At 67.8% G+C, this 25,122-nt stretch carries 23 protein-coding genes and 1 pseudogene; 16 read left to right on the top strand and 8 right to left on the bottom strand.

Annotated features, from left to right (window positions below; all coding sequences use genetic code 11):
* Positions 1–8 precede the first annotated feature (8 nt).
* The gene (locus ACQ858_RS14565; protein ID WP_431273405.1) at positions 9–587 is read left to right on the top strand and encodes a nucleotidyltransferase family protein; all 579 of its coding nucleotides are present in this window, start codon (positions 9–11) and stop codon (positions 585–587) included.
* Here the strand turns inward: ACQ858_RS14565 and ACQ858_RS14560 are convergent.
* The gene (locus ACQ858_RS14560; RefSeq protein WP_431273404.1) at positions 574–1,113 is read right to left on the bottom strand and encodes a superoxide dismutase family protein; all 540 of its coding nucleotides are present in this window, start codon (positions 1,111–1,113) and stop codon (positions 574–576) included. The genes ACQ858_RS14565 and ACQ858_RS14560 overlap by 14 nt on opposite strands.
* A 20-nt stretch (positions 1,114–1,133) precedes the next feature.
* A complete protein-coding gene (locus ACQ858_RS14555) occupies positions 1,134–1,748 on the bottom strand; it encodes a gamma-glutamylcyclotransferase (RefSeq protein WP_431276870.1) in 615 nt (204 codons plus the stop codon).
* Positions 1,749–1,898: 150 nt separating this feature from the next.
* Here ACQ858_RS14555 and ACQ858_RS14550 point away from each other — a divergent pair, with 150 nt between their 5' ends.
* Genes ACQ858_RS14550 through ACQ858_RS14535 form a run of 4 tightly spaced genes read left to right on the top strand, consistent with a single transcriptional unit; the run spans position 1,899 to position 5,747 of the window.
* Positions 1,899–2,438, top strand: a complete 540-nt coding sequence (locus tag ACQ858_RS14550) for an OmpA family protein (protein ID WP_431273403.1) — start codon at positions 1,899–1,901, stop codon at positions 2,436–2,438.
* A 45-nt stretch (positions 2,439–2,483) separates the two neighbouring features.
* Positions 2,484–4,322 carry a phosphogluconate dehydratase gene (edd, locus tag ACQ858_RS14545; protein ID WP_431273402.1) on the top strand — a complete coding sequence of 613 codons (1,839 nt, stop codon included), beginning with the start codon at positions 2,484–2,486 and terminating at the stop codon, positions 4,320–4,322.
* A complete protein-coding gene (gene eda / locus ACQ858_RS14540) occupies positions 4,313–4,948 on the top strand; it encodes a bifunctional 4-hydroxy-2-oxoglutarate aldolase/2-dehydro-3-deoxy-phosphogluconate aldolase (RefSeq protein ID WP_431273401.1) in 636 nt (211 codons plus the stop codon). Before edd ends, eda begins: the two co-directional genes overlap by 10 nt.
* Positions 4,949–5,006: 58 nt before the next feature.
* A complete protein-coding gene (locus ACQ858_RS14535; protein WP_431273400.1) occupies positions 5,007–5,747 on the top strand; it encodes a haloacid dehalogenase type II in 741 nt (246 codons plus the stop codon).
* 15 nt (positions 5,748–5,762) lie between these two features.
* Here the strand turns inward: ACQ858_RS14535 and gloA are convergent, their stop codons facing one another.
* Both gloA and ACQ858_RS14525 read right to left on the bottom strand, forming a co-directional pair.
* Positions 5,763–6,173 carry a lactoylglutathione lyase gene (gene gloA / locus ACQ858_RS14530; protein WP_431273399.1) on the bottom strand — a complete coding sequence of 137 codons (411 nt, stop codon included), beginning with the start codon at positions 6,171–6,173 and terminating at the stop codon, positions 5,763–5,765.
* Positions 6,174–6,228: 55 nt separating this feature from the next.
* The gene (locus ACQ858_RS14525; RefSeq protein WP_431273398.1) at positions 6,229–6,765 is read right to left on the bottom strand and encodes a PaaI family thioesterase; all 537 of its coding nucleotides are present in this window, start codon (positions 6,763–6,765) and stop codon (positions 6,229–6,231) included.
* Positions 6,766–6,818: 53 nt separating this feature from the next.
* On the opposite strand from ACQ858_RS14525, the gene ACQ858_RS14520 reads away from it, so the two are divergent.
* The 4 genes from ACQ858_RS14520 to ACQ858_RS14505 are packed head-to-tail and all read left to right on the top strand — an operon-like array spanning position 6,819 to position 12,102.
* A complete protein-coding gene (locus ACQ858_RS14520) occupies positions 6,819–7,283 on the top strand; it encodes a MarR family winged helix-turn-helix transcriptional regulator (RefSeq protein ID WP_431273397.1) in 465 nt (154 codons plus the stop codon).
* Positions 7,276–8,526, top strand: coding sequence for an MFS transporter (locus tag ACQ858_RS14515; protein WP_431273396.1), 1,251 nt, complete (start codon positions 7,276–7,278; stop codon positions 8,524–8,526). The genes ACQ858_RS14520 and ACQ858_RS14515 overlap by 8 nt, the downstream gene beginning before the upstream one ends.
* The gene (locus ACQ858_RS14510; protein ID WP_431273395.1) at positions 8,523–9,947 is read left to right on the top strand and encodes an MATE family efflux transporter; all 1,425 of its coding nucleotides are present in this window, start codon (positions 8,523–8,525) and stop codon (positions 9,945–9,947) included. Before ACQ858_RS14515 ends, ACQ858_RS14510 begins: the two co-directional genes overlap by 4 nt.
* Before the next feature lie 58 nt (positions 9,948–10,005).
* Positions 10,006–12,102 (top strand): site-specific recombinase, encoded by a 2,097-nt coding sequence (locus ACQ858_RS14505; protein ID WP_431273394.1) that lies wholly within the window; start codon positions 10,006–10,008, stop codon positions 12,100–12,102.
* Between the two features lie 272 nt (positions 12,103–12,374).
* Here ACQ858_RS14505 and ACQ858_RS14500 read toward each other — a convergent pair.
* Both ACQ858_RS14500 and ACQ858_RS14495 read right to left on the bottom strand, forming a co-directional pair.
* Positions 12,375–13,015: pseudogene (locus ACQ858_RS14500) on the bottom strand (2-dehydro-3-deoxy-6-phosphogalactonate aldolase).
* Positions 13,012–13,914 (bottom strand): 2-dehydro-3-deoxygalactonokinase, encoded by a 903-nt coding sequence (locus ACQ858_RS14495; RefSeq protein ID WP_431273393.1) that lies wholly within the window; start codon positions 13,912–13,914, stop codon positions 13,012–13,014. Before ACQ858_RS14495 ends, ACQ858_RS14500 begins: the two are co-directional and overlap by 4 nt.
* 169 nt (positions 13,915–14,083) lie before the next feature.
* On the opposite strand from ACQ858_RS14495, the gene ACQ858_RS14490 reads away from it, so the two are divergent.
* The 7 genes from ACQ858_RS14490 (at position 14,084) to ACQ858_RS14460 (ending at position 21,606) form a co-directional block, all read left to right on the top strand.
* Entirely contained in the window at positions 14,084–15,355 is a 1,272-nt protein-coding gene (locus ACQ858_RS14490; RefSeq protein WP_431273392.1) for an amino acid deaminase, read from the top strand.
* Between the two features lie 210 nt (positions 15,356–15,565).
* Positions 15,566–16,459: a 2-hydroxyacid dehydrogenase gene (locus tag ACQ858_RS14485; protein ID WP_431273391.1), complete on the top strand. Its 894-nt coding sequence runs from the start codon at positions 15,566–15,568 to the stop codon at positions 16,457–16,459.
* 9 nt (positions 16,460–16,468) lie between these two features.
* Positions 16,469–17,215, top strand: coding sequence for a FadR/GntR family transcriptional regulator (locus ACQ858_RS14480; protein ID WP_431273390.1), 747 nt, complete (start codon positions 16,469–16,471; stop codon positions 17,213–17,215).
* Positions 17,216–17,290: 75 nt separating this feature from the next.
* On the top strand, positions 17,291–18,667 hold the full coding sequence (locus tag ACQ858_RS14475) for an ABC transporter substrate-binding protein (protein WP_431273389.1): 1,377 nt from the start codon (positions 17,291–17,293) through the stop codon (positions 18,665–18,667).
* 27 nt (positions 18,668–18,694) lie between these two features.
* Positions 18,695–19,570 carry a carbohydrate ABC transporter permease gene (locus ACQ858_RS14470; RefSeq protein WP_431273388.1) on the top strand — a complete coding sequence of 292 codons (876 nt, stop codon included), beginning with the start codon at positions 18,695–18,697 and terminating at the stop codon, positions 19,568–19,570.
* A complete protein-coding gene (locus tag ACQ858_RS14465) occupies positions 19,567–20,418 on the top strand; it encodes a carbohydrate ABC transporter permease (RefSeq protein ID WP_431273387.1) in 852 nt (283 codons plus the stop codon). The genes ACQ858_RS14470 and ACQ858_RS14465 overlap by 4 nt, the downstream gene beginning before the upstream one ends.
* Positions 20,419–20,535: 117 nt before the next feature.
* Positions 20,536–21,606, top strand: coding sequence for an ABC transporter ATP-binding protein (locus tag ACQ858_RS14460; protein WP_431273386.1), 1,071 nt, complete (start codon positions 20,536–20,538; stop codon positions 21,604–21,606).
* A gap of 65 nt (positions 21,607–21,671) precedes the next feature.
* Here the strand turns inward: ACQ858_RS14460 and ACQ858_RS14455 are convergent, their stop codons facing one another.
* Both ACQ858_RS14455 and ACQ858_RS14450 read right to left on the bottom strand, forming a co-directional pair.
* Positions 21,672–23,471: a DEAD/DEAH box helicase gene (locus ACQ858_RS14455; RefSeq protein WP_431273385.1), complete on the bottom strand. Its 1,800-nt coding sequence runs from the start codon at positions 23,469–23,471 to the stop codon at positions 21,672–21,674.
* A gap of 231 nt (positions 23,472–23,702) precedes the next feature.
* Positions 23,703–24,935, bottom strand: coding sequence for a methyltransferase domain-containing protein (locus tag ACQ858_RS14450; RefSeq protein ID WP_431273384.1), 1,233 nt, complete (start codon positions 24,933–24,935; stop codon positions 23,703–23,705).
* Positions 24,936–25,122: the final 187 nt, after the last annotated feature.

Genomic DNA, 25,122 nt, shown 5'->3' with positions numbered 1-25,122 from the left:
TGCGAGACATGACCCCCGAATCGTCGCCCGCCAGCCTGCCCACCGTCATCGTCCTCGCTTCGGGTCGCGGCGAGCGGTTCCGCGCCGCGGGCGGCGCTGGGCACAAGCTGCACGCGCCGCTGGCCGGGGCGACGGTGCTGGAGCACACGCTGGCCGCCGTGCGTGCGAGCGGCCTGCCGTGGCATCTGGAAGACGTCGGACATCCGGGCATGGGCGATTCGATCGCCGCTGCCGTGCGCGCGACGGCCGAGGCGCATGGATGGCTGATCCTCCCGGCCGATCTGCCGCTGGTCGAGCCCGCGACCCTGCGCGCGGTGGCGCAGGCGCTGCAGGGCGCGGTGCAGGCCGCGCAGCCGAGCTATCGCGGCACACGCGGGCATCCGGTCGGCTTTGCGGCGCCCTGCGGACCCCGGCTCGCGGCCTTGTCGGGGAACCAGGGCGCGGCGCCGGTGCTGCGCGCCCTGCGAGAGGCTGGGCAGGTTGCCGAACTCGAGCTCGACGACACCGGCATCGTCACCGACATCGACACGCCCGAAGAGCTGGCGCGCGCCGAGGCTCTTCTGCGGGAACGGCTCAGCCGCGCGTGATCACGCCGCAGGCGACGCGCGGGCCGGAGTTGCCGGCCGGCTGCGTCGTGAAGTCGTCGCGATCGCGATGCACCACGACCGCGCGGCCCACCACGTTATTGGTGGCGCCGTCGGTCAGGGAGATGGCATGCACCTCGACGCTGAACCGCGCGACACCGCTCGCATCCGCCACCAGGCTCGGCAGTTCGCCGGCATGACTGCCGGGTGCGGCGAACTTGCCGTGCATGCCGCCCGAGGGGTTGAAGTGACCGCCAGAGGCATTGCCGTTGTCGCCGCAGTCGCCCTTTTCGTGGATGTGGAAGCCGTGCTCCGTGCCCGGCGGGAGCCCACGCACTTCGCCGGACACGCGCACGCCTTGGCTGACCGGCGTGAAGGTCACCTTGCCCACGGTCGGATTCGGCGAGATCGCGCCGGTGGGTGCGAGAGCGGCCGTGGCCCCTGCGCCCTGGCCCATCGTGCCGCAGGCGGACAGCGAGCTGGCGGCGCCGAGGGCGGCGGCAAGGGCGATGATTCGACGACGGGACATGTGAACTCCTTGAATGTTGATCAGGTTTGGGATTCAGGAGGGTATAGCGAAGACGGCGGTTTTTCGCCATCAGCTTCGGCCGACAAACGGAATTCGGCCAGCTTGATGAGCCGCGCGAGCGCGGCGTCGTGGATCGAGTGGCGGCTGAGTTCCAGCAAGGTCTGCTGCGCATAGTCGAGCGAACTGCCATAGCGCCCGACCGCGCTCGCGAAGATATGGCGGTAGCGCTCGTCGCTGAGCTCGCCGGTGAAGTTGGGGCTGCGTCTGGACAACGTGAAAGCCAGGGCCCTGACTCTGGAATGCGGGGTGGCGCATTCGAGCCAGCGCGGATCGTAGACGCCCGTGGGCATCTCGCGCAGCCAGAGGCGGCCGAGCGTTTCGAGCCCGTCGGCCGCCGGCACGCGGAACACCATGCCGCGGCAACTGCCGCCCGACAGCAGCCCGAACACGAGGCCCGGGTTCTCCACCGTGCCGCGATTCACCCGGCTCCACATCTTGAGCGCGCGATGCCAGCCGTGCACGCGCGCCGGATGACGCTCGACGAACCCGAACTCGGGCCGCCAGATCAGCGAGCCGTAGCCGAAGAGCCACAGGTCCTGGTGACCTCCCCATTCCTCGATCACGCGATCGAGCATCGGCTTGGGATCGCGCAGCGGCGTGGGCAGCGGATCGAGCCCTGGAGGACCCGGATCGCCCTTCGGCGGCTCGGAGGCCGCACCTACAATTTCGCGGTCATGGTTCACCGCACCATTATTTACCGACCCCTCAACTACGGAGATCCGCCCATGTCTGCGACCAGCAACGACGAGAGCCAACAGAACTTCATCCTTGCCTTCGTGCTCGGCCTGATCGCGCTGGTGATCTTGTTCGTGATCGGTATCGTGCTCTATTCCACGAGCCACAACGTGGCCGTGGCGGCTCAGCCCGTCACGGCAGCGGCGCCTGCGACGGCCGTGGCCGTGGTGACCGAGACCGTGACGGTCGTGATTCCCGAGGGCGCGAGCATCCGCGTCGTGGGTGGGGTCGTGAACTTCTACTTCGCCACCGCGAGCGCCGATATCGCGCCCGGCGCGGCCGAGGCGCTGGCCATCGTGCTCAAGGGCGTCGAGGGCGGCAAGAAGGCGCTGGTGTCCGGCTTCCACGACACCACCGGCGACGCGGCGCTCAACGAGGAACTCGCCAAGAAGCGCGCGCAGACTGTTCGCGACGTGCTCGTCGGCCTCGGCTGCCCGCCCGACAAGGTCCAGATGGAGAAGCCCGCCGTCACCACCGGCACCGGCAACAACGCCGAAGCGCGGCGCGTCGAGGTCAAGCTCATCGATTGATCTGGGAATACCATCTGGCGGTTCAACGGCAGTGCGACATATCCCATGACTACACACCCCACAGTCCGCGATGTCACCGACCGCATCCGCGAGCGCAGCCGATCGATGCGCAGCGCCTACCTCCAGCGCCTCTCCGAGATCCGCCACCGCGATCGCGGCTCCGAGCGCATGGGCTGCGCCAACGTGGCGCATGCGGTCGCCGGGATTCCGGCCAACGACAAACTCAAGGTGGTGGCCGAACGCGCGCCCAACGTCGGCATCGTCACCGCCTACAACGACATGCTCTCGGCGCACGCGCCGTTCCAGGGCTATCCGGACATCGTCAAGCATGAGTCGCGCCGCCACGGCGCCACCGCGCAGGTGGCCGGCGGCGTGCCCGCGATGTGCGACGGCGTCACGCAGGGCACGCCCGGCATGGAGCTCAGCCTCTTCAGCCGTGACGTGATCGCCATGGGCACCGCGGTGGCGCTCACGCACGACATGTTCGATGCCGCGCTGCTGCTCGGCGTGTGCGACAAGATCGTGCCCGGCCTGCTCATTGGCGCGCTGCACTTCGGCCACCTGCCGATGGTCTTCGTGCCCGCGGGGCCGATGCCGTCGGGCCTGTCGAACAGCGCCAAGGCCAAGGTGCGCGAGCAGGCGGCGCAAGGCCTGGTCGGCAGGCAGGGCCTGCTCGATGCAGAGATGCAGGCCTATCACGCGCAGGGCACCTGCACCTTCTACGGCACCGCCAACAGCAACCAGATGCTGCTCGAGGCCATGGGCCTTCACGTGCCCGGAACCGCGTTCATCCAGCCCGGCGATTCGATGCGCGAGGCGCTCACGCGCGAGGCGGTGCGTACCGTGCTCGGACGGGCTTCCGACAAGGCCTATGCGGTGCCGCCGATCGGCGAGCTGGTCGACGAACGTGTGATCGTCAACGCGATGGTCGCGCTGCTGGCCACCGGCGGATCGACCAACCATCTGATCCACTGGGTCGCGGTCGCGCGGGCGGCCGGCATCCTGATCGACTGGAATGACTTTTCCGAGCTCTCGGAAGTGGTGCCGCTGCTCACGCGGGTCTATCCCAACGGGACCGCCGACGTGAACGAGTTCCAGGCCGCGGGCGGGCCGGGCTTCGTCATCGGCGAGTTGCTCGACGCGGGGCTGATGCACGCCGACGTGCAGACCGTGCGCGCCGGCGGCATCCGCGAGTACGCGAACATCCCGTCGCTCGCCGCGACGCCATCGGACGAGCATGCGCTCGTGTGGCATCCCGCCGCGCCGACGAAGAACGACGCGGTCGCGCGGCCCGCGGCGTCGCCGTTCAGCGCCACGGGCGGGCTCAAGGTGCTGGTCGGCAATCTCGGCCGCAGCGTGATCAAGGTCTCTTCGGTGCCCGACGACCGGCACGTGATCGAGGCTCCGGCCCGCGTGTTCGATTCACAGGGCGCGCTGCAGGAGGCGTTCAAGGCCGGCGAACTCGAGCGCGACGTGGTCTGCGTCGTGCGGTGGCAGGGCCCGCAGGCCAACGGCATGCCCGAGCTGCACAAGCTCACGCCGCCGCTGTCCGTGCTGCAGGGCAAGGGCTTCCGCGTCGCGCTGGTCACCGATGGCCGCATGAGCGGCGCTTCCGGCAAGGTGCCGGCCGCCATCCATGTCTCGCCGGAGGCCGCCGCCGGCGGTCCGCTCGCCAAGGTCCGGGACGGCGATCTCATCCGCCTCGACGCGATTGCCGGCACGCTCGCCGTGCTGGTGCCCGACGACGAATGGGCCGCACGCGAAGTCGCCAGGCACCCCGAAGGACAGCGCATCGCGAACGGTCACGGCCTGGGCCGCGAACTTTTCGCCGGCATGCGCCGCAATGCATTGACAGCAGAAGAAGGAGCCTGCACATGGCTGTGAATTTGACCGCGCTCGACGTGATGCGCGATGCACCGGTGATCCCCGTGATCGTGCTGCATGACGTGAAAGACGCGGTGCCGCTGGCGCGCGCACTCGTGGCCGGCGGCATCCGCATGCTCGAAGTGACGCTGCGCACGCGCGAGGCGCTCGAATGCATCGAGGTCATCGCCAAGGAAGTACCTGAAGCCGTGGCCGGCGCCGGCACGATTCGCAGCGCCGCGGATGCCCAGGCCTCGGCGCTCGCCGGCGCGAAGTTCGGCGTGAGCCCGGGCTACACGCGCGCGGTCGGCAAGGCGTGCCACGACCTCGGCCTGCCGCTCTTGCCCGGCGTGGCGACCGGCAGCGAAATCATGCTGGCCCAGGAAGACGGCTTGAATGAGCTCAAGTTCTTCCCTGCGGTGCAGGCGGGCGGCCTTGCGATGCTCAAGGCGTGGCAGGGGCCGTTCGGCGACGTGAAGTTCTGCCCGACCGGCGGCATCCACGCGGGCAATGCGGCCGAGTTTCTTGCCCTGTCGAACGTTGCGTGCGTCGGCGGCTCGTGGATCGTGCCGACCGATGCGATCGCCGCCGGCGACTGGTCGCGCATCGAGTCGCTCGCCCGCGAAGCGAGCCAGCTCGGACGATGAGCGCCGCCCGGCCGCCCGAAGGCGCTCGCACCGCAGTGCGAAGCACGGAGGTTTGGTGATGAGTGCCGCTCCGCTGCCGGCCGCATTCGACGCCAGCGACCTGAAGGTCATCGCATTCGACGTCTTCGGGACGGTGGTCGACTGGTACTCGGGCATCGCCGCCGAAGCCGAGCGCATCCTGCCGGGCATCGACGGCGGCGCGTTCGCACTGGCCTGGCGCGCGGGCTACCAGCCGGCGATGAAGGGTGTGATGGAGCGCCTGGCGGCGGGTGAGGGCGGCTTCACGCTGCTCGACGAACTGCACATGAGCATCCTCGGCGGCGTGCTGCGCGACTTCGGCATCGAGGACCTCGATACGGCCCGCAAGCGGGATCTCAACAGGGCCTGGCACCGGCTGCCCGCATGGCCGGATTCCGTCCCGGGTCTCACGCGGCTCAAGCGAAAGTTCATCATCTGCTCGCTGTCGAACGGCAACATCGGCCTGCTGACCGAGATGGCGAAGAACGCCGGCCTGCCGTGGGACTGCGTGCTCTCGGCCGAGGTCTTCAAGGCCTACAAGCCCGATCCGCGTACCTACATCGGCGTCGCGGCGGTGTTCGATGTGTCGCCGGGGCAGGTGATGCTGGCCGCCGCGCACCACGACGACCTCGCGGCCGCGCGCACCTGCGGCCTGCGTACCGGCTACATCGAGCGGCCTCGGGAGTTCGGCCCGTCGCGGCCGAAGGATGTCTCGCCGGAGCCGGACAACAACCTGCACGCGCGCAGCATCGAGCATCTCGCGGATCTGCTCGGCTGCTGAGCGCGCGGCGCGCGCTCAGCGCAATCCGGTGCCCGCGGCGCCTTCCGCGCGCTGGATCAGCTCGATCTTGTAGCCGTCCGGGTCCGTCACGAAGGCGATCACCGTGGTGCCGCCCTTCACCGGGCCGGCTTCGCGCGTGACGTTGCCGCCGGCGGCCTTGATCCTTTCGCAGGCCGCATACGCATCGGGCACGCCGAGCGCGATGTGGCCGTAGGCGGTGCCGAGCTCGTAGCTTTCGGTCCCCCAGTTGTAGGTCAGCTCGATCTCGGCCTGCGCCGGATTGCCCTCGTAGCCGACGAAGGCGAGGCTGTACTTGTACTCGGGGTTCTCGGACGTGCGCAGCAGTTGCATGCCGAGCACCTGGGTGTAGAAGTCGATCGAGCGCTGGAGGTTGCCGACGCGCAGCATGGTGTGGAGGAATCGCATTTCGTGGGTCGCCATCAGAGGTTGTCGATCCGCGATTGTCGCGTTCCGCCGCAGGTCAGCGCATCTCGAAGACCAGGCAGGTGGTGGTGGCGTGCGCGTAGAGCGTGCCGTCCGCGCCGATCAGCCGCGCTTCGGCCGTCGCGAGCTGGCGGCCGCAATGGATCACCTTGCCTTCGGCGCGCACGCGTTCGACCCTGGGCGTCAGCGCCTTGACGAGGTTCACGCCCAGTTCGGCGGTGGTGTAGGCGCGGCCGGCCGGCAGCATGGTGTGGACCGCGCAGCCGAGGGCCGAGTCGAGCAGCGTCGCGAACCAGCCGCCATGGATGGTGCCGAGCGGATTCAGGTGCTCCAGCCGCGGCGTGCCCTGGAACACCGCGCGACCGGGGCCGACTTCGATGAGCTGGAAGCTCAGCGTCCTGGCGATCGCCGCGTAGGGAATCTCCGCGCGAAGCATCGCTTGCATCATCTCGAGGCCGGTCTTTCCCGCGATCTGGTCCGGACGCGCGAGGCCGGGGCCCGGGCCGGCGTCGAGGCGCTCCGCGACGGCCTTTTCCTCGGCGATCCAGGCGGCGAGTTGTTCAGGTGCGGTCATCGGCGATCTCCTTGAAGGTTGCATATACAATGATTGTAGCTACAATCTTCTTCATGAATGCCATCGCGAAGCCCCAAGGCTGCACCAACTTCAGACTGCGTCACCTGATGCGGCAGGTGGCGCGGCTGTATGACGCCGAAGTCGCCAAGAGCGGCCTGAAGACCACGCAGTACTCGCTGCTGTCGCACGTGCTGCATCTGGGCCCGATCCGTCCGGTGGATCTGGCGCAGGCCATGGGTGTCGATGCATCGACGCTCACGCGCAACCTCAAGCCCTTGATCGCCGAAGGGTGGCTCGTGCAGGGGGAGGGCCCCGATGCGCGCAGCCGCCTGATCGAAATCACCGAGGAAGGCCGCAAGAAGCGCAGCGAGGCTCAGCGCCACTGGCGCACCGCGCAGGAAAAACTCAATGAACTGCTCGGCGTGGAGCGCGTGCTCGCACTGCACGCGCTGATCGACCAAAGCATCGCGGTGCTGCAAGCCGCCGACGAAGCCCATGAAGGAGACCTCGATGACTGACCGCGCCGCTGCCGACTCGCCTTCTTCCACCTCGCACCACGCCATCTGGCTGGTGCTGCTTGCCGCCGCGGGCACCTTCGCGCTGACGATGGGCGTGCGGCAGACGATGGGTCTCTTCCTCTCGTCGCTCAACACCTCGACCGGGCTGGGTCTCGGCAGCATCAGCCTGGCGTTCGCGTTCGGGCAGCTCTGGTGGGGCCTGACGCAACCCTTCGCGGGCGCCGTCGCGGATCGCATCGGTACCGGGCGCGTGATCTTCATCGGCGTGCTGCTGGTGGCGCTCGGCACTTTCATCACGCCGCTGATGACGACGACCGCCGGGCTCATCCTGGCGATCGGCGTGCTGGCGGCGGGCGGTGCGGGCATGGCCGGACCCTCGGTGCTCATGGCGGCGACCACGCGACTGGTCCCACTGCACAAGCGCGGCCTTGCCACTGGCGTGGTGAATGCGGGCGGCTCCTTCGGGCAGTTCGCGATGGCGCCGATCGCGATCGGTCTGATGGCAGCCGTCGGGTGGGCCAGTGCGATGCAGTGGCTCGCGGTGCTGATCCTCGTGGCGCTGCCCGCGGTCTTCGTGCTGAAGGGCAATGCGAACGCGCTCGCCGCGCAGGCGGCTGCCAAGGGCGCCAGTCCGCTCACTGCGCGTCAGGCGATCGGCCAGGCCATCGGTACGCCGAGCTACCGCTATCTGAGCCTGGGCTTCTTGGTGTGCGGATTCCACGTCGCCTTCCTCGCGACGCACCTGCCCGGCGTGGTCGCTGCCTGCGGACTTCCTCCCGAGATTGGTGGCTGGGCGCTGGCCATGATCGGTCTCTTCAACATCGTCGGCAGCCTGCTGATGGGCTGGGCGGTCGGCCGCTGGCGCATGAAGTCGCTGCTCGCACTGGTGTATGCCGCACGGGGGCTGGCGGTGCTGGTGTTCCTGCTCGCGCCGAAGACACCGGCGGTGATGCTGATCTTCGCGGCGGTGATGGGCGTGACCTTCCTCTCGACCGTGCCGCCGACCGCAGGCCTGGTGGCGAAGATGTTCGGCCCGGCCAACATGGCGATGCTGTTCGGCATCGTCATGCTGGCCCACCAGATCGGCGGCTTCCTCGGCGCGTTCCTCGGCGGCTACGTGTTCCAGGCCACGGGCAGCTACGACATCGTCTGGTACGTCGACATCGCGCTGGCTGCCGGTGCGGCGCTCGTCAACCTGCCGATCCGCGAATCGCGGCCGGCGCTGATGGCGAAGCCCGCATGAGCTCCAGCCCGACGTTGGCGAGCGACCTGGACGCGCGAACCCGCCTGTTGCTCGAAGCGCCGATCGTCCCCACATTGCTGCACCTCGCGTTCCCGAACGTGCTGGTGATGGTCGCGCAGGCCGCCGTCGGCCTGATCGAGACCTACTTCGTCGGCAAGCTCGGCACCGACGCGCTCGCGGGCATGGCGCTGGTGTTCCCGGTGGTGATGCTGATGCAGATGACGTCTGCCGGTGCGATGGGCGGTGGCATCGCCTCGTCCATTGCACGCGCGCTCGGCGCGCGGCGGCGTGATGCGGCGGATGCGCTGGTGCTGCACGCGATCGCCATCGCGATCGGCTTCGGCATCGTCTTCATGCTCGCGCTGCTCCTCGGCGGGCGCTGGCTCTTCACGCTGATGGGTGGCTCGGGTGCTTCGCTCGAGGCGGCGATGCTCTATTCCAACGTGGTCTTCGCGGGCGCGGTGCTGGTGTGGATCTTCAACTCGCTCGCTGCCGTGCTGCGCGGGACCGGCAACATGGCGGTGCCGGCGAATGTGACCGTGGCGGGCGTCTTCATGCTCATCCCGCTGTCGCCGCTGCTGATCTTCGGCTGGGGCCCGATCCCGGGTCTGGGCATCGCAGGCGGGGCGGTCGCGCTGCTGGTCTATTACCTCGGCGGGACGATCGCGCTGTGGCTCTACTTGCGTTCCGATCGCAGCCTGTTGAAGCCGTCCTGGACCCACGCGCACTTCCAGTGGCCACTGTTCCGCGACATCCTGCGCGTCGGCCTCGTGGGCGCGGTATCGACGGTGGCGACCAATCTGTCGATCGGCATCGCGACTGCACTGTCCGGCCACTTCGGTCCGGGGGCGATCGCGGGCTATGGCACCGCGTCTCGTCTCGAGTACCTGCTGGTGCCGCTGGTCTTCGGGCTCGGGGCGCCGCTGCTCGCGATGATCGGCACCTGCATCGGCGCGGGCCACCGCGAGCGTGCATTGCGCGCGGCATGGACGGGCGCCGCGATCGCATTCGTTCTCGCGGGATCGGTGGGCCTCGCGGCCGCGTTGTTCCCTCGCCCGTGGCTGATGCTGTTCGGCAGCGATCCCGCGATGCTCGATGCCGGCTCGCAGTACCTGCGCGCCGTCGGGCCGTTCTATGGCTTCTTCGGCGTCGGGCTGGTGCTGTATTTCGCGTCGCAAGGCGCCGGCCGTCTGCTGTGGCCGGTGCTCGGCAACATCGCACGGCTGATCGTCGCGGGGCTCGGCGGCTGGCTGGCGTTGCGCTGGGGCGGCGAGCTCGTCCAGGTGTTCGTCGCGCAGGGCGCGGCGCTCGTGGTGTACGGCGTCGTCATCGCCTCGGCCATCGCCGGCGGCGCGTGGTTCGGCCGTGTCGGCTGGCCGCGCACCACGGCCGGGCTGATGCGCCGCATTCAGCCTTCCTGATTTCGACGCGGTCGATCCCGATGCGGTGCCGGGCCGCAGTTATCATCGGCGCCCCTGCATGCTTCGATCGCTCACCGCCTTCATCAAGACCTGGCGCAACGCGCACAGCGCCGGTCATCAACTCGACGTCCTCCTGGCCATGGCCGATGCGGGCGCGTCCTATACCGAGCGCAGCGAATGGCTGATCGAGCTCGCGCACTGGATTCGCCGGCCGGGCAGGCTGCAGGCCGAAAGCGGCGACGAAGGGGCAGCGGCGGCGCGGCCTTTCGCGGAGCACACGCGGCTGCGCTACCTGCTGAACGTGCTCGACCGCAATCCGGGCTGGCGGGCGAACGTCGCCGGCATCCTGCGCGCAATCCTGCGCGAGAGCGACGGCATGTCGCTGCTGTGCGATGCGGGCATGCCGGTCCATTCGGGTTTCGTCGGCGCGCTGGTCGAGCGGGTGCAGACCTTGATGATTCCGCCGGCGCCGAACCGGCGCGAGCTCAGCGCGCTGTTCACGCTGATGTTCACTTCCACTCACGACGCCGAGTGGATCGACGCGCTGCCCATCGAGCTGCTCGACCGTATCCGCGCGCTGTTCCAGCACGATGAGGCGGACGACGCGCGGCGCACCGGTGCATTCTCGCTCGACCTCCTGGCGGCGCTGCACAACCTGACCTGCCAGATCAGCTCGACCGGCATGTCGCAGCTGGTCCGCAGCCGGCTCGGCGATGCCGATGCGCGCGTGGCGACCGAATCGCAGCCGTTCTACCGCCTCCCGCGCGCGATGCTCGCGGTCGAGGCGGCGTATCAGCTGGTGGAAGAGGGTGCCGAGCCCGCGCAATTGCTGCGCGAGGTCAACTACCTGCGACTGGTGCTCGACCAGTGCCGCATCGCCACCGACGACGTGTTCGCCAATCTCTACCGCAACGGCGTCAGCGTCGACATCGTGTTCCAGGTGGAGCGCATGCGGATGCGCATCACGCGCACCGAGCATCTGCTGGACGCCTGGATGGCCTCGGACGACATGCGTGCCGTGTCCCGGCTTGCCGCGGAGCTCGTCAAGGCCAACCGGGAAAGCCGCAGCATCTCGCACCTGCTGAACAGCAATGTCTCGCTGCTCACGCGCAAGGTGGTCGAATACAACGCGGACACGGGCGAGCACTACATCGCCCGCGACCGGCAGGAATACCTGAAGATGCTGCGAATGGCGGCGGGCGGAGGGCTCGTGACGGTGATGACCGTCTGCGTCAAGTTTTCAATCACGGGCGCCCATCTGCCTTCGATGCTCGAAGGGCTGCTTGCGGGCATCAACTACGCGGCGAGCTTTCTGCTGATCCACTTCCTGCATTTCTCGCTTGCCACCAAGCAGCCCGCGATGACCGCGCCGACGCTCGCGCGCGAGCTCGACGGGGCCGGCACGCCGCAGGGCATGGACGAGTTCGTCGCTTCGGTGTTCGCGCTGATCCGGACGCAGGCGGCAGCGGTGCTCGGGAACGTGATGGTGGTCTTTCCGGTGTGCCTCGGGCTCCAGTTGCTGATGCGCCGGGTGCTCGATGCCGACATCATTTCGCCGGCGAAGGCGCAGGCGACGCTCGAATCGTTCTCTCTGCTCGGGCCGACGCCGATCTATGCCGCGCTGACCGGCGTGCTGCTGTGGTCGTCGAGCCTGCTCGCGGGCTGGGTGGACAACTGGTTCATGCTGCACCGGGTCGGCGACGCGCTCGAGCACAACCGCCGCCTGCGGCTGACGCTCGGCGCGGCGCGCGCGGCACGGCTCGCGGCGTTCTGGCGCTCGAACATCGCGGGCGTGGCGGGCAACATCTCGCTCGGGCTGATGCTGGGGCTGGTGCCGGCGCTTCTTTCATCCTTCGCCTTCAGCTTCGACGTACGCCATGTGACGCTGAGTGCGGGCTCGATCGGCGTGGCGCTCGGCGTGCTCGGCACGGACACCCTGCGGACCGCCGCCCTGTGGTGGGCGGTGGCCGGCGTGTGCAGCATGGCGGTGCTGAACGTGGCGGTGAGTTTCGCGCTGGCCTTCCACATGGCGATCCGCTCGCGCGACCTGCGGCGCGCGCATGTGCGCTCGTTGTACGAGGGCGTCTGGCGCCGCGTGCGAAGCCGGCCAATGGATCTGGTCTGGCCGGGGCTCGGTCAGCAGCGCGCTGGGTAGGGCCTGTTCACGCTATTTCCGGGGATCGCGTTGCCGCGCCAAGGGGCTGGATGCAAGACGCCCGCGCGCAGCAAGGCGTGAGCCTTGCAGGCGCGGGCAACGCAGCAGACGGCCCCTTGGCGCGGCAACCCGAAGGGAAGGTCTGCCAGGGCCTGCCACTCGGCGTTGCGCTCCTTGCATGTGCCAACGCACATGCGGCGTCACGCGCCTTGACTGGCAAGCCCTGGCAGACCTTCGCGACCCCGGAAATAGCGTGAACAGGCCCTAGTCGCTCAGGCCCGCAGCGCGCCGCCGAACGCCGCGACGAATCGCAGCGCATCCTCGCGCACCGCCGCCGCGCTCTTGCCGGGCTTGTACAGCGCCGATCCGATACCAAAGCCCGCGGAGCCCGCCCCGCGCCAGGCGTCCATGTTGTCGGGCGTGATGCCGCCGACGGGCATCAACGGCGTGCCCTTCGGCAGCACCGCGAGCAGCGCCTTGACCGCCGCCGGCGACGCCAACTCGGCCGGAAACAACTTGAGCCCGGTCGCGCCCGCCGCGAGCGCGCCGAAGGCCTCGGTGGGCGTCATCACGCCGGGCAGGCTCACGAGCCCGAGCCGTTTCGCTTCGGCGACCACCTCCGCGTTGAAATTCGGCGCCACGATCAGCTCGCCGCCGGCGGCGTGCACGTCGCGCACTTCCTGCGCGGTCAGCACCGTTCCCGCGCCGACCAGCGCCGGCGGAAGACGCCGGCTCAGCAGCGCGATGCTTTCGAGCGGACGCGGCGAATTGAGCGGCACCTCGAGCAGCCGGAAGCCCGCTTCGACGATGGCATCGCCGACGGCGGGCGCCTCTTCGGGCGTCAGGCCGCGAAGGATCGCCACCAGGGAAGCTGCCGCATGGCGGCGATGAACTTGTCGTGCGGAGCGGTCATTGCTTGCGTTGGGTTGGATTGGGTGCGTGGAGCGCGTGCAGGCCGGCCCAGGTGGCTTCGGAGCCCAGTGTCCGCGCCTTGATGCCGGAGGCCTGCAGCGCGAGCATGTAGCGCTGCGTGAGCGCCGGCGTGCCGATCAGCACGACCTCGCCGGCCGCATGCAGGGACTGGGTGCGAAGCTCCTCGCCGATCAGGATGCCCGACAGGTAGCTGGTCAGCTCGCGCGCCGGCATGCGGTCGAAGAGCGAGAGCGTCCGGGCGCCGAAGGCGTTGTGCAGCAGGCCCTGTCCGTTGTCGGACTGCGTCACGCCCTGCAGGAACGCGGCTTCGTCGAGCGCGGCGGAGGTGTCGAGCGTGCGCGAGAGGATTGAGTGCTGGCTCAGCAGCGCATAGAACTCGCCGGTCATGAAGGTGCGAAAGCCCGTGACCATGCCGTTCTTCACGCGGGCCCACTTGTTGTGCGTGCCGGGGAGCACGAAGAGGCCGTCGCGCAGACTGGTGAGCACCATCGCGCCGAGGATCTGCACCTCTTCGCCGCGCATCACGTCGGGCACGCCGTCGTGCGTGTCACTGAGGCCCGGCACGATCGAGATGCGGCCGGGTTCGATCTCCATGATCTTGCTGCGCACTTCGGCGAGGCCCGCGGGACAGGCGCAGTAGGGCGCTTCGACCCAGCCCTGCTTGCTGCCCGCCATGCCGGAGATGAGGCAGCGCGTGCCGGGCGGGCGCATCCAGTCGGCGAACAGCGTCTCGAACACGTCCGTGAAGCCGCCGCTCTTGACCGTGAGGATGCCGCGCGGGTGGCTCTGTTCCTCGACGATGCGCCCGTCGGGTTCGAGCAGTGCGCCCCGGAGTGAACTCGTTCCCCAGTCGACGGCGACAAGACGCGTGTGACTCATGATGTCGCCCTCCTGGGTGGCTCGGTTGAATGCGAGGACTTTCGCAAGGAAACTACATTGATCGCCAAGATAGACCCCATTTGACGAATGGGCTCGAAAAACCGCCACCACTTTACCGATGTTGGTGGCCGCAAGCATGCCGCGACGATTTTCTGAGAATGGAACGAATATGACTGAAGAGCTGATCCTCGACCACCGTAGCAAGAGCTACCCGCTCGAGGCCGCGCCCTGTCGCGCCACCGAGATCGGCAGCAAGGGCTGGAACGTGCTCGCCGACGACCTGGCCTATCCGCTGGCGGTCATCCTCGGTTCGGCGCTTGCGCACAACATCGCCTGGATGCAGGACTACGCGAATCGCAAGGGCGTTCTGCTCGCGCCGCACGGCAAGACCACCATGTCGCCCGAGCTGTTCGAGTTGCAGCTTGCAGGCGGCGCCTGGGGCCTGACGTTCGCCACGATCTACCAGTTGGCGGTGGGCGTCGAGGCCGGTGCGCGCCGCGCCATCATCGCCAACCAGGTGATGTGCGACGCCGACCTCGACGGGCTGGACATGCTGCTCGCCGGGCACAGCGACCTGCGCGTGTGGTTCCTGGTCGATTCGCTCGCGCAACTCTCGCTCATCGAGGACTGGGCCGCTCGCAGGCAGTCGCATCGCACCTTCGACGTGCTGCTGGAGATCGGCATTCCCGGTCAGCGCACCGGTTGTCGCACGCTGGGCGAGGCGCTCGAGCTCGCGCGGGCCATGTCGCAATCTCCCGTGGTGCGTCTCGGCGGTATCGAATGCTATGAGGGCGGCGTCGCTCGTTGCGACAGCGAGCACGACGCACGCGAAGTCACGGCGCTGGTGGAGCGCGTCCTCGAAGTCGCGCGGCGCTGCGATGCGGAGCACCTCTTCGGAGAGGACCTGCCGATGCTCACGGCCGGGGGCTCCGCGGTGTTCGATCTCGTGATCCCGCTACTCCGCGCGCAGGGACTCTCCCGGCCCATGCAGGGCGTGCTGCGCTCGGGCTGCTACATCACGCACGACAACGGCAACTACGCCCGCTTCCTCAAGCAGGTCGAGCAGCGCGAAGGATTGGACAGCTCCCTGCGTGCCGCGCTCGAAGTCTGGTCGTTCGTGCAGTCCGTGCCCGAACCCGGACTCGCGTTGCTGACTTGCGGACGGCGCGACATCTCGTACGACATCGAAATGCCGATCCCGGTACGGCACGCGCCCCGCGGCGCGCGTGTCGCGGACGACGCGCCGGCCGACTGGAAGGTCAGCGCGCTCAACGACCAGCATGCCTATCTGCGCTTCGATCCGGCAGGCACGGTGCCGCAGGTTGGCGATCGCGTGGCGCTCGGCATCTCGCATCCGTGCACCACCTTCGACAAATGGCGCTGGCTGGCGCTGGTGGATGACGATCTGGCCGTGACCGGCGCGGTCAGCACCCGTTTCTGATCCCGCCGCGTCGTCCGGCGTCACAGAGGGCCGAGGCGCTGTCCCTGCCCATCAGGGTTTGTCCTGCCGGGCGTCGATTTCAATCATCATATGATTTGATCGACATCGCCCGGTGGCGGCAGAGGGGACAAACGCATGACAGGGACCAGTGCTCCAAACGCTAACGCTCGCCCCGAGTTGCTGGCCGTCGCGCCCCTGATGCCTTTCCTCATGGATGCCTTGCGCCGCGAATACATGGTGCACGACCGCATCCACGCCAGCGACCCGGCGGCTTTCGCCGAAGTCGCTCCGCGCATCCGCGGCGTGGTCGCGAATGGTGAGGCCAAAGTCCCGCGCGAACTGATCGCGCAGTTGCCCGCGCTCGAAGTCATCTCGGTGTTCGGCGTGGGCTACGACGGCATCGACGTCGCTGCGGCGCACGAGCGCGGCGTGCCGGTCACCAACACACCCGACGTGCTGAACGACGACGTGGCCGATCTCGCGATCGGCCTGATGCTCGCGGTGGCACGGCGCATTTCGCAGGCGGATCGATTCGTGCGCGGCAACGAATGGCCGAAGGGGCCGATCGCGCTCGGTCGCAAGGTCACCGGCAGCCGCCTCGGCATCGTCGGCATGGGCCGCATCGGGCAGGCCATCGCGCATCGCGCCAGCGCATTCAGGATGGACATCGCCTACACCGCGCGTTCGCCGCGCGGGAACCTCGACTACGCCTATTACCCGGACGCTGCCTCGCTCGCGGCGGCGGTGGATTTCCTCGTCGTGATCACGCCGGGCGGCGCCGCCACGCGGAGAATGATCGATGCGCGCGTCCTCCAGGCGCTGGGGCCGGAGGGCTACCTGATCAACGTCGCGCGCGGCAGCGTGGTCGACGAACCCGCGCTCATCGAGGCATTGCAGAAAGGTGTCATTGCCGGCGCGGCGCTCGACGTGTTCGCGAACGAACCCCATGTGCCCGAGGCACTGCGCGAGATGCCCAACGTGGTGCTCACGCCGCACATCGGCAGCGGCACGCGGCAGACGCGCGAGGCGATGGGGCAACTCACCTTCGACAACCTGCGTGCGCACTTCACCGGTGCGCCGCTGCTGACACCGGTCGACGCCTGAGAGCACTGCATGACCAAGAGCACCCACGGGCGCCGCACGCTGGATCTGCTGGGGGAGGCCATCGTTTCGCGACGCTATGCGATCGGTGCACCGATGCCTTCCGAGCCGCTGCTGTGCGAGGAATTCGGCGTCAGCCGCACGGTGGTGCGCGAGGCCGTGAAATCGCTCGTCGCCAAGGGGCTCATCGTGACCGGGCCCAAGGTCGGCACGCGCGTGCTGCCGGATGACCAGTGGAACTGGTTCGACCCCGATGTCATCACCTGGCAGGCGCGTGCGGGGCTCACGCCGGAGTTCCTGCGCGACCTGCAGGATCTGCGCCGCGTCGTGGAGCCTGCGGCGGTGCGCCTTGCCGCGGAGCGCGCCACCCCCGAGGACATCGAGGAAATCGAGGCCGCCTTCGCCGGCATGAAGCATGCGGTCGAATTCGGCGGCGACTATGTCACCTTCGACCTGCGTTTTCATCACGGCCTGCTGCGCGCCGCGCGCAACCGCATGCTCGCGCAGATGAGCAAGGCGCTGCATGCGCTGCTTCGCACCAGCTTCGAGATCTCCACCATCAAGAAGGACGGCCCGGCGATGTCGCTGCCGATGCACCGCGCGGTGCTCGACGCGGTGATCGCGCACAACCCCGCGCGGGCGGAGCGAGCCATCATCAAGCTGATCGATGGCGCGCGCGAGGACATCGAGGAAGTCCTCGGCTCGCGCCGCCGCCTGCCCCGTCTCGGGCGTCCTCCGCCAAAACTCAAAGCTGCCTGAAGCAGCCAGAAACCCTTCCTTCCTGCCAGTGCTCGTGTACCGAGCCAATCCCAATCACAACAAGGAGACAGCTGTATGAAACTGAAGGCATTGATGGTCCCGGTCCTGATGGCGATGGGCCTCACGGTCGCCGGCCGGGCGGCGGCGCAGGAGAAGCTCACCGTCTGGTGGGTCAAGGGCTTCTACAAGGCCGAGGACGATGCGCTCTTTGCTGCCATCAAGAAGTTCGAAGAGAAGCACAAGGGCGTCAAGGTCGAGCTGTCGCAATACCCGGTGCAGGACATGATCCCGAAGACGGTTTCTGCGCTCGATTCGGGCAGCCCGCCGGACGTGGCCTATGCCGACGTGTACGACTTCCAGGTCACCGGCAAGTGGGCCTTCGACGGCAAGCTCGAAGACATCAGCAGCGTGATTGCGCCGATGGTGGGCCGCTTCGCGCCCAACACGGTCGAGACCACCTTCCTCTACAACGACCAGACGAAGTCGAAGGCCTATTACGCCTTCCCGATCAAGCAGCAGACGATGCACGTCAACTACTGGATCGACATGTTGAACGAAGCCGGCTTCAAGGAATCGGACATCCCGACCACCTGGAAGGACTACTGGTCCTTCTGGTGCGAAAAGGTGCAGCCCGCCAGCCGGCAGAAGAGCGGCAAGCGCACCTTCGGCATCGGCATGCCGATGGGCGTGGATTCGAGCGACTCGTTCTACTCGTTCCTGACTTTCGCCGATGCGTACAACGTGAAGATGGTCAACGACAGCGGCAAGCTGCTGGTGGACGATCCGTCGGTGCGCGCCGGGCTCATCGCGGCCATGACCGACTACGTCGCGCCCTACCAGAAGGGCTGCACGCCGCCGTCCTCCACGAGCTGGAAGGACCCGGACAACAACGTGGCCTTCCACAACAAGACCACGGTGATGACGCACAACGCGACCATCTCGATCGCCGCGAAGTGGCTCGACGATTCCAACAATCAATCACTCACGCCTGAGCAGCGCGAGGAAGCCAGGAAGAACTACACCGAGCGCATCCGCACGGCTGGCTTCCCGTCGAAGCCCGATGGCAGCAAGATGGTCTATCGCACGGCCGTGAAGACCGGCGTGGTGTTCAAGGACGCGAAGAACAAGCAGCGCGCGAAGGAATTCGTGTCGTTCCTGATGCAGGAAGAGAACCTCACGCCTTACGTCGAGGGTGCGCTGGGCCGCTGGTTCCCGGTCACCAAGGCGGGGCAGGCGAGCCCGTTCTGGCAGGCCGACCCGCATCGCAAGTCGGTCTACAACCAGTACGCGGCCGGCACGGTGACCTTCGAATTCACCAAGAACTACAAGTTCACCATTCTCAACAACGAGAACGTGTGGGCGAAGGCGATGAACCGCATCGTGAGCGACAAGGTGCCCGTGGACAAGGCGGTCGACGAGATGATCGAGCGCATCAAGGTCGTGGCTAGATGAAGCGTTGAGATTCGGGAGTAGCCAGCCATGAGTTCCACCGCAAGCGCCGTCGTAGCGCCCGGCGCCGCGGAGGCGCCGGTTTCGAAGGCCGGGCGCTGGCAGTTCTGGGGGCGGCTGATGGTCGTTCCCTACCTGCTGGTGTTCGCGGTCTTCGTGCTCTATCCGGTGTGCTACGGGCTCTGGCTGGCACGCCATCCGCAGAGCTACGAGCACCTGGTCGCCGATCCGATCTTCTTCCGGTCGGTGATCAACACGATCCTGTTTCTCATCGTCGCGATCAATCTCAAGATGGCGGTGGCGCTGCTGCTGTCGGGCTTCTTCGTGCAGGGACGGTGGTGGATCAAGATCCTCTCGGGCATCTTCATCCTGCCGTGGGCGGTGCCATCGATCCCGACGATCCTGTCGGTGCGCTTCATGCTCAATCCGGAATGGGGCGTGATCAACAGCACCATCTTCCGGCTGACCGGGCTCGACGGGCCCAACTGGCTCAACGATCCGACGCTGGCGCTGGGCCTTGCGATGCTGATGCACATCTGGAAGTCGCTGCCGTTCTGGACGCTGATCCTGGTCGCCGGCCGGCTCGCGATTCCGACCGAGCAGTACGAGGCGGCGTCGGTCGACGGCGCGAGCACCTGGCAGAAGTTCCGCTTCATCAGCTGGCCGGCGCTGCGCACGCTCTACGTGACCTCGCTGATCCTTTCGATGATCTGGACGCTCGGTGACTTCAACAGCGTCTATCTGCTCACGGGTGGCGGGCCTGCCGATCTGACGCACGTTCTGGCGACGCTCGGCATTCGCTATCTGCGGCTCGATCAGGTCGATCTCTCGATGGCTTCCATCGTCGTGGCATTGCCTCTGGTTCTGCCGCTGGTCTATCTCATGATGAAGAGGCTTTCGAAATGAAGCGCTGGACCCTCAAGTCCGTCGGCAACGAGGCCAAGCTGCTGCTGATCGGCATCCCGGTGCTGCTGTGGACGCTGATTCCCGTCTACCACATGGTGCTGTTCGCGATCTCGCCGCGCGGGCAGGCAACGAGCGGGAAGCTGTGGCCGGACTCGCCGACTTTCGACAACTTCGCGACCGTCTTCCAGCAGAAGCACTTCTATCTCGATCACTTCTGGGTGCAGCTCGGGAACTCGGTGCTGATCGCGGTGGCGGTCGGCGCCATCACCCTGTTCGTCGCAACCACCGCGGCCTTCGCGATCAGCCGGCTAAGGGTGCGGGGAGGGCGCACGGTGATGAACATGGCGCTCTTCACGTACTTCATCCCCGCGGCGTTCCTCGCGGTGCCGATGTACAAGACCATGGGCAACTACGGGCTGCTCAACAGCCAGTGGTCGCTGATCCTCGCCATGGTGACCATCGCGTCGCCGTACTGCATCTGGGTGCTGAAGCAGGCGTCGGACAAGCTGCCCTACGAGCTCGACGAAGCTGCGCGCATGGATGGCGCATCGCCGCTGCAGCTCTTCCGGCTGGTCTATCTGCCGCTGATGGTGCCGTCGCTGGTCGCAGTCGGCACCTATGCGCTGCTGCTCGCGTGGAACGAATACCTCTACGCCTTCCTGCTGCTGTCGAACGACCGCAGCGTCACACTCGCGGTGGCGCTCGGCAATTTCCTGGCGGCGGACGATTCGCCCTGGGAACTGCTGATGGCGACGGGCCTCATCTATGCGCTGCCCCCGGCAGCCATTTACTACGCATTCAAGCGCTACATGGTCGGCGGCATCACCGCCGGGGCGGTGAAGAGCTAACCCCCAGGCTTCGCGCACTTCGTGTCGCTACGCCGACCCCTTTCAGGGGGCAACACCAGCGGCCCGGCGAAGCCGGTTCCGCGGTGTTTCCCGAAGTTAGTTGGAGAGAGAAACGCTATGGCTTCCGTCACCTTTCGCGACATCCAGAAGTTCTACGGCAAGACGCGCGTCATCGAGCGCCTCGGCTTCGAGATCGAGGACGGCGAGTTCGTCGTGCTGGTCGGTCCCTCGGGCTGCGGCAAGTCCACGCTGCTGCGCATGCTCGCGGGCCTCGAGGACATCACCGGTGGCGAGATCCTGATCGACGGTCGCGTGGTCAACGAGCTCGAATCGAAGGACCGCGACATCGCGATGGTCTTCCAGAGCTACGCGCTCTATCCACACATGACCGTCGGCGAGAACATGGGCTTCAGCCTGCGCCTGCGCAACGCCGACAAGGTGGTCACGCAGCAGCGCGTGACGGCCGCCGCGAAGATCCTCAATCTCGACCACCTGCTGGAGCGCTATCCGCGCGAGCTGTCCGGCGGCCAGCGGCAGCGCGTCGCGATGGGGCGCGCGATCGTGCGCGATCCCAAGGTGTTTCTCTTCGACGAGCCGTTGTCCAACCTCGACGCCAAGCTGCGCGTCGCGATGCGCGCCGAGATCAAGGCGCTGCACCAGCGGCTCAAGACCACCACGGTGTACGTCACGCATGACCAGATCGAGGCCATGACCATGGCCGACCGCATCGTGGTGATGCACGACGGCGCGGTCGAGCAGATCGGCACGCCGCTCGAGCTTTACGACCGGCCGGACAACCTCTTCGTCGCGCAGTTCATCGGCTCACCGGCGATGAACGTCATCGAAGGGACCGTGCGGCGCAACGACGGCGTCAGCTTCGTCGAGGCGCAGGGCGAGCGCTGGCCGGTGCCGGCGGGGACCTCGGCAGCGGACGGGCAACTGGTGCACTACGGCATCCGTCCCGGCGACATCACGCTGTCAGCACCCGAAAACGGCGTGCCGGCCCGCGTGGTGGTGGTCGAGCCGACCGGCGCGGAAACCGAGCTGCTCGTGCAGGTTGGCGGGGCGAGCCTCACGCTGGCGGTGCACGGCCGGGTCGATGCCCAGCCGGACCAGATCGTCGGGCTGGCGATCTCGGGCGGCAGCGTGCATCTCTTCGACCGGCAGAGCGGACTGCGGCTGGGGTAGCCCGCCGTTCAAGACAAAAGCAAAGGGCGCCCGAGGGCGCCCTTTTCGCATGCGGAGGGATTCGCTCAACGACCGAACGAGCGGCCGCCGCCGAATCCGCCGCCGGAGCGGTTGCCGCCACCGCCACCGCCGCCGCCGGAGCGACCGCCAGCCGAGCGGCCACCGCCGGAACGGTTGCCGCCGTAGCCGCCACCGCCACCGCGACGGCCACGGCCGCCAAGGCTGTCTACGCTGGTGCGCAACGGATCGGGCTGGCCCGCGGCGCCTGCGACCGCTTCGGCGCGCAGATGCGCCACCGCGTCGGCTTGCGTCGGGCTGTGGCTGTTGCCGTGATGGCGCGGTTGACGCTCCTCATGCGGATCATGCGCATGGTGATGCGGCGGCGCGTGGTGCGGCGTGCGCGCCGGTCCCTGCGGCCCGCGTGCCGGACCTTGGCCACGGCCGCCTTGACCGCGTCCGCCCTGGCCGCCGCCGTTGGCGTTGGCGTTGCGGCTCGGCTGTGCGCCTTGCCCCTGGCCGTTGCCGCCACCGCGACGCTGGCCACCGCCGTTGCCGCCGCCGCTGCGTTCGCCCTGGCCGGCTTTGTTCTCGCGGATGCGCTGCATCATCTCCTGGCGCGCAGCCTTGGCTGCGGCCTGCATCACCTCGCGGCTCGGAGGACGGCCGGCGCCGCCCCATATGGTCTGGCGGCCCATGGCGATGGGTTCGGCGCGTTCGCCTTCCTCGGGCCCGAAGCCTTCGATGACCTGGACCGGGATCTGCTGCTTGGTGAAGCGCTCGATCTCCTGCATGAAGCCTTCTTCGTCGAGGCAGACCAGGCTCACCGCTTCGCCGCTGGCGCCGGCGCGGCCCGTGCGGCCGATGCGGTGCACGTAGTCTTCGCTGACGTTCGGGATCTCGTAGTTCACGACGTGCGGCAGCTCGTCGATGTCGATGCCGCGCGCCGCGATGTCGGTCGCGACCAGTGCACGGATGGCGCCGCTCTTGAAGCCCGAGAGCGCCTGAGTGCGGGCGCTCTGGCTCTTGTTGCCGTGCAGCGCCATCGCCTCGATGCCGTTCTTGGTGAGGAATTCGGCCACGTTGTTGGCGCCGAACTTGGTGCGGGTGAAGACCAGCACCTGGCTCCAGTTGTGCTCGTTGATGATGTGCGCGAGCAGCGCCTTTTTCTTGGTGCGGCCGACCGGATGGATCACCTGCGTGATGCGCTGCACGGTCGTGTTGCGCGGCGTGACCTGGATGTGCTGCGGATCGCGCAAGAGGCCGGCGGCGAGCTCGCGGATCTCGTCGCTGAAGGTGGCGGAGAACAGCAGGCTCTGCTTTTCCTTCGGCACCAGCGCGAGCACCTTGCGCACGTCGTGGATGAAGCCCATGTCGAGCATGCGGTCGGCTTCGTCGAGCACGAGGATCTGCACGGTCGAGAGGTCGAGCATGCCCTGCTGCTGCAGGTCGAGCAGGCGGCCGGGCGTGGCCACGAGGACGTCGACGCCGCGCTTCAGGCGGTCGATCTGCGGGTTCATGCCGACGCCGCCGAAGATCACGGTCGAGCTCAGCTGCAGGTACTTGCCGTAGGCGCGGACGGATTCCTCGACCTGCGCGGCGAGTTCGCGCGTGGGTGTGAGCACCAGGGCACGGATGCCGGTGCCGCCGAACTTGTTGTTGGCGCTGCGGCTCATCGTGAGCTTGTGCAGCAGGGGAAGGGTGAAGGCGGCAGTCTTGCCGGTGCCGGTCTGGGCGCCGCCGAGGAGGTCATGGCCTTCGAGCACGGCCGGAATGGCCTGGGCCTGGATGGGGGTGGGGTTTTCGTAGCCTTGCTCGCGCACGGCTTTCAAGATGGCCGGGGCCAGCTTCAGATCGTCAAAGTTCATTGAATTCAAAAAGCGCCCTACACGGCGCAGTGTGTATCCACCCGCAGGGGCGTCTCGTTGACGCCCTGCCAGTAAGGGTGGATGAAGGTCAGAGGTGGGAGCCTGAAGGCCTGATTCACCGAAAGGAGATAGGCCTTCTTCGTCCCCGGCGGAGAGCCGGCGTTGCGGGCAACTGGACCCGACAACAGGCGGTATTGTCGCATGAGTCGCGCCGGGCCGCCACGCGCCGGCTCAGTGGCCGGCTTCGGGACGCTTGAGATAGACGAACATGCCCGCAATCGCCTCTCGCTGGTCATCACGGATCGGCGCGCGCTCGAGTCGGGCGACGTCGAGGCCATGGCGTGCGGCGAGGCCGCGAAGGTAGCGCTCCGAATGCGCATAGCGCAGGCTCGGCAGCAGTTCGAAATCCGAGCTTTCCTCGGCCGCCGCCTCGGCAGAGAAACAGAACATGCCGCCCGGTTCCAGCACCCTGTCGAGCGCGGAGAAGACGGGTGCCAGATCGCCGAGATAGATGAAGACATCGGCCGCCGTCACGAGGTCGTGGCGCGCATCCGTCTGTTCCAGGTGGCTGACGATGTCGGCATGCACCAATCGCTCGTAGAGGCCGAGCGCCCTGGCCTTTTCCAGCATCTGGCGGGAGAGATCGACGCCGGTGAGCTCCTGCACCATCGGCTTGAGGTGCGGCGCGCACAGGCCGGTCCCGCAGCCGAGGTCGAGCGCCGAGCGGAAGCCGCCGTGGCCCAGTCCGGCGAGATGCTTCGCCAGCGTGCCGGGCGCCTGATAGCCGAGCAGGCCGACCAGATGCGCATCGAAGTCATGGGCGTAGTCGTCGAAGAGCGTTTCGACGTAGCGGCCGGGGGCCGCGGAGGGCGTCGCCTCCCCGGACACGGAGGCGAGGTAGTAGCGATGCAGCTCGGGATCGGCGCCATGCGCCAGCGCCTGCCTGAACGCGACTGCGGCTTCGTCGCTGCGCTTCATGTCGCGCAGGATGCTCCCGCGGTTGGTCCATGCCTGTGCGATGGCAGGATCGGCGGCCAGCGCCCGGCCGTACGAATCCAGGGCCTGTTCCGGCCGTCCGAGCGCCTGCAGCGTCTGGCCGTGGCGAAACCACGGTTCCCCGGCCGGCAGGGTGCCGAGCTGCAGGACCTTCTCATGGCTCGCCAGGGCCTCCGGGTGCCGGTTCAGTTGCCCGAGGGCATCGGCCTTGTGGAACCATGCTTGCGCGTTGTCGGGCTCGGCGGCGAGGATCTGCTCGATCACGCTGAGCGCCTCCAGCGGCCGCGCCAGCCGGAGCCGGGCGGCGGCGAGGTTGATCAGTGTCGAAACCCGACCCGGAAGCAGCGCGAGCGAGGCGACATAGGCCTGCTCCGCATCGGCGAAGCGTCCGGCCTGGAAGGCCTCGAGTCCCTCGAAAAAGCGCTGTCGGGCCTGTTCGAAGGCTTCGGGTTCGGACGTGGTGCTCATGGATGGGGCGGAGAATAGCAGCGGCGGGGCGGTATTACGGCCCTGGATTCCACGGGCCAAGGGGCCCTGCGGTAGACTTCACCCCCAAACCCCGGTCGGAAATCGCGCTGCAGCAGCAAGCGCCTGCCACTTGAGGCAGATCCGCAATCGAGCCTCGCGCAAGGCGCGTTGCTGGTTTCCCGATCAC

The sequence above is a fragment of the Variovorax ureilyticus genome, from assembly GCF_050632185.1.
Taxonomy (GTDB): domain Bacteria; phylum Pseudomonadota; class Gammaproteobacteria; order Burkholderiales; family Burkholderiaceae_C; genus Variovorax; species Variovorax ureilyticus_A.
Note: the sequence above shows the minus strand (reverse complement) of the source record. Positions and strands in the feature narration are given on the sequence as shown.

Excerpts from the sequence above, each read along its gene's own strand:
- ACQ858_RS14535 (WP_431273400.1), top strand. The coding sequence starts at position 5,007 with ATGAGTGCCGCTCCGCTGCCGGCCGCATTCGACGCCAGCGACCTGAAG.
- ACQ858_RS14520 (WP_431273397.1), top strand. The coding sequence starts at position 6,819 with ATGAATGCCATCGCGAAGCCCCAAGGCTGCACCAACTTCAGACTGCGT.
- ACQ858_RS14460 (WP_431273386.1), top strand. The coding sequence starts at position 20,536 with ATGGCTTCCGTCACCTTTCGCGACATCCAGAAGTTCTACGGCAAGACG.
- ACQ858_RS14515 (WP_431273396.1), top strand. The coding sequence starts at position 7,276 with ATGACTGACCGCGCCGCTGCCGACTCGCCTTCTTCCACCTCGCACCAC.
- ACQ858_RS14465 (WP_431273387.1), top strand. The coding sequence starts at position 19,567 with ATGAAGCGCTGGACCCTCAAGTCCGTCGGCAACGAGGCCAAGCTGCTG.
- ACQ858_RS14475 (WP_431273389.1), top strand. The coding sequence starts at position 17,291 with ATGAAACTGAAGGCATTGATGGTCCCGGTCCTGATGGCGATGGGCCTC.
- ACQ858_RS14485 (WP_431273391.1), top strand. The coding sequence starts at position 15,566 with ATGGATGCCTTGCGCCGCGAATACATGGTGCACGACCGCATCCACGCC.
- ACQ858_RS14470 (WP_431273388.1), top strand. The coding sequence starts at position 18,695 with ATGAGTTCCACCGCAAGCGCCGTCGTAGCGCCCGGCGCCGCGGAGGCG.
- ACQ858_RS14505 (WP_431273394.1), top strand. The coding sequence starts at position 10,006 with ATGCTTCGATCGCTCACCGCCTTCATCAAGACCTGGCGCAACGCGCAC.
- ACQ858_RS14550 (WP_431273403.1), top strand. The coding sequence starts at position 1,899 with ATGTCTGCGACCAGCAACGACGAGAGCCAACAGAACTTCATCCTTGCC.
- ACQ858_RS14525 (WP_431273398.1), bottom strand. The coding sequence starts at position 6,765 with ATGACCGCACCTGAACAACTCGCCGCCTGGATCGCCGAGGAAAAGGCC.
- ACQ858_RS14555 (WP_431276870.1), bottom strand. The coding sequence starts at position 1,748 with ATGCTCGATCGCGTGATCGAGGAATGGGGAGGTCACCAGGACCTGTGG.
- eda (WP_431273401.1), top strand. The coding sequence starts at position 4,313 with ATGGCTGTGAATTTGACCGCGCTCGACGTGATGCGCGATGCACCGGTG.
- ACQ858_RS14455 (WP_431273385.1), bottom strand. The coding sequence starts at position 23,471 with ATGAACTTTGACGATCTGAAGCTGGCCCCGGCCATCTTGAAAGCCGTG.
- ACQ858_RS14510 (WP_431273395.1), top strand. The coding sequence starts at position 8,523 with ATGAGCTCCAGCCCGACGTTGGCGAGCGACCTGGACGCGCGAACCCGC.
- ACQ858_RS14480 (WP_431273390.1), top strand. The coding sequence starts at position 16,469 with ATGACCAAGAGCACCCACGGGCGCCGCACGCTGGATCTGCTGGGGGAG.
- ACQ858_RS14490 (WP_431273392.1), top strand. The coding sequence starts at position 14,084 with ATGACTGAAGAGCTGATCCTCGACCACCGTAGCAAGAGCTACCCGCTC.
- ACQ858_RS14565 (WP_431273405.1), top strand. The coding sequence starts at position 9 with ATGACCCCCGAATCGTCGCCCGCCAGCCTGCCCACCGTCATCGTCCTC.
- gloA (WP_431273399.1), bottom strand. The coding sequence starts at position 6,173 with ATGCGATTCCTCCACACCATGCTGCGCGTCGGCAACCTCCAGCGCTCG.
- ACQ858_RS14495 (WP_431273393.1), bottom strand. The coding sequence starts at position 13,914 with ATGAGTCACACGCGTCTTGTCGCCGTCGACTGGGGAACGAGTTCACTC.
- ACQ858_RS14560 (WP_431273404.1), bottom strand. The coding sequence starts at position 1,113 with ATGTCCCGTCGTCGAATCATCGCCCTTGCCGCCGCCCTCGGCGCCGCC.
- edd (WP_431273402.1), top strand. The coding sequence starts at position 2,484 with ATGACTACACACCCCACAGTCCGCGATGTCACCGACCGCATCCGCGAG.
- ACQ858_RS14450 (WP_431273384.1), bottom strand. The coding sequence starts at position 24,935 with ATGAGCACCACGTCCGAACCCGAAGCCTTCGAACAGGCCCGACAGCGC.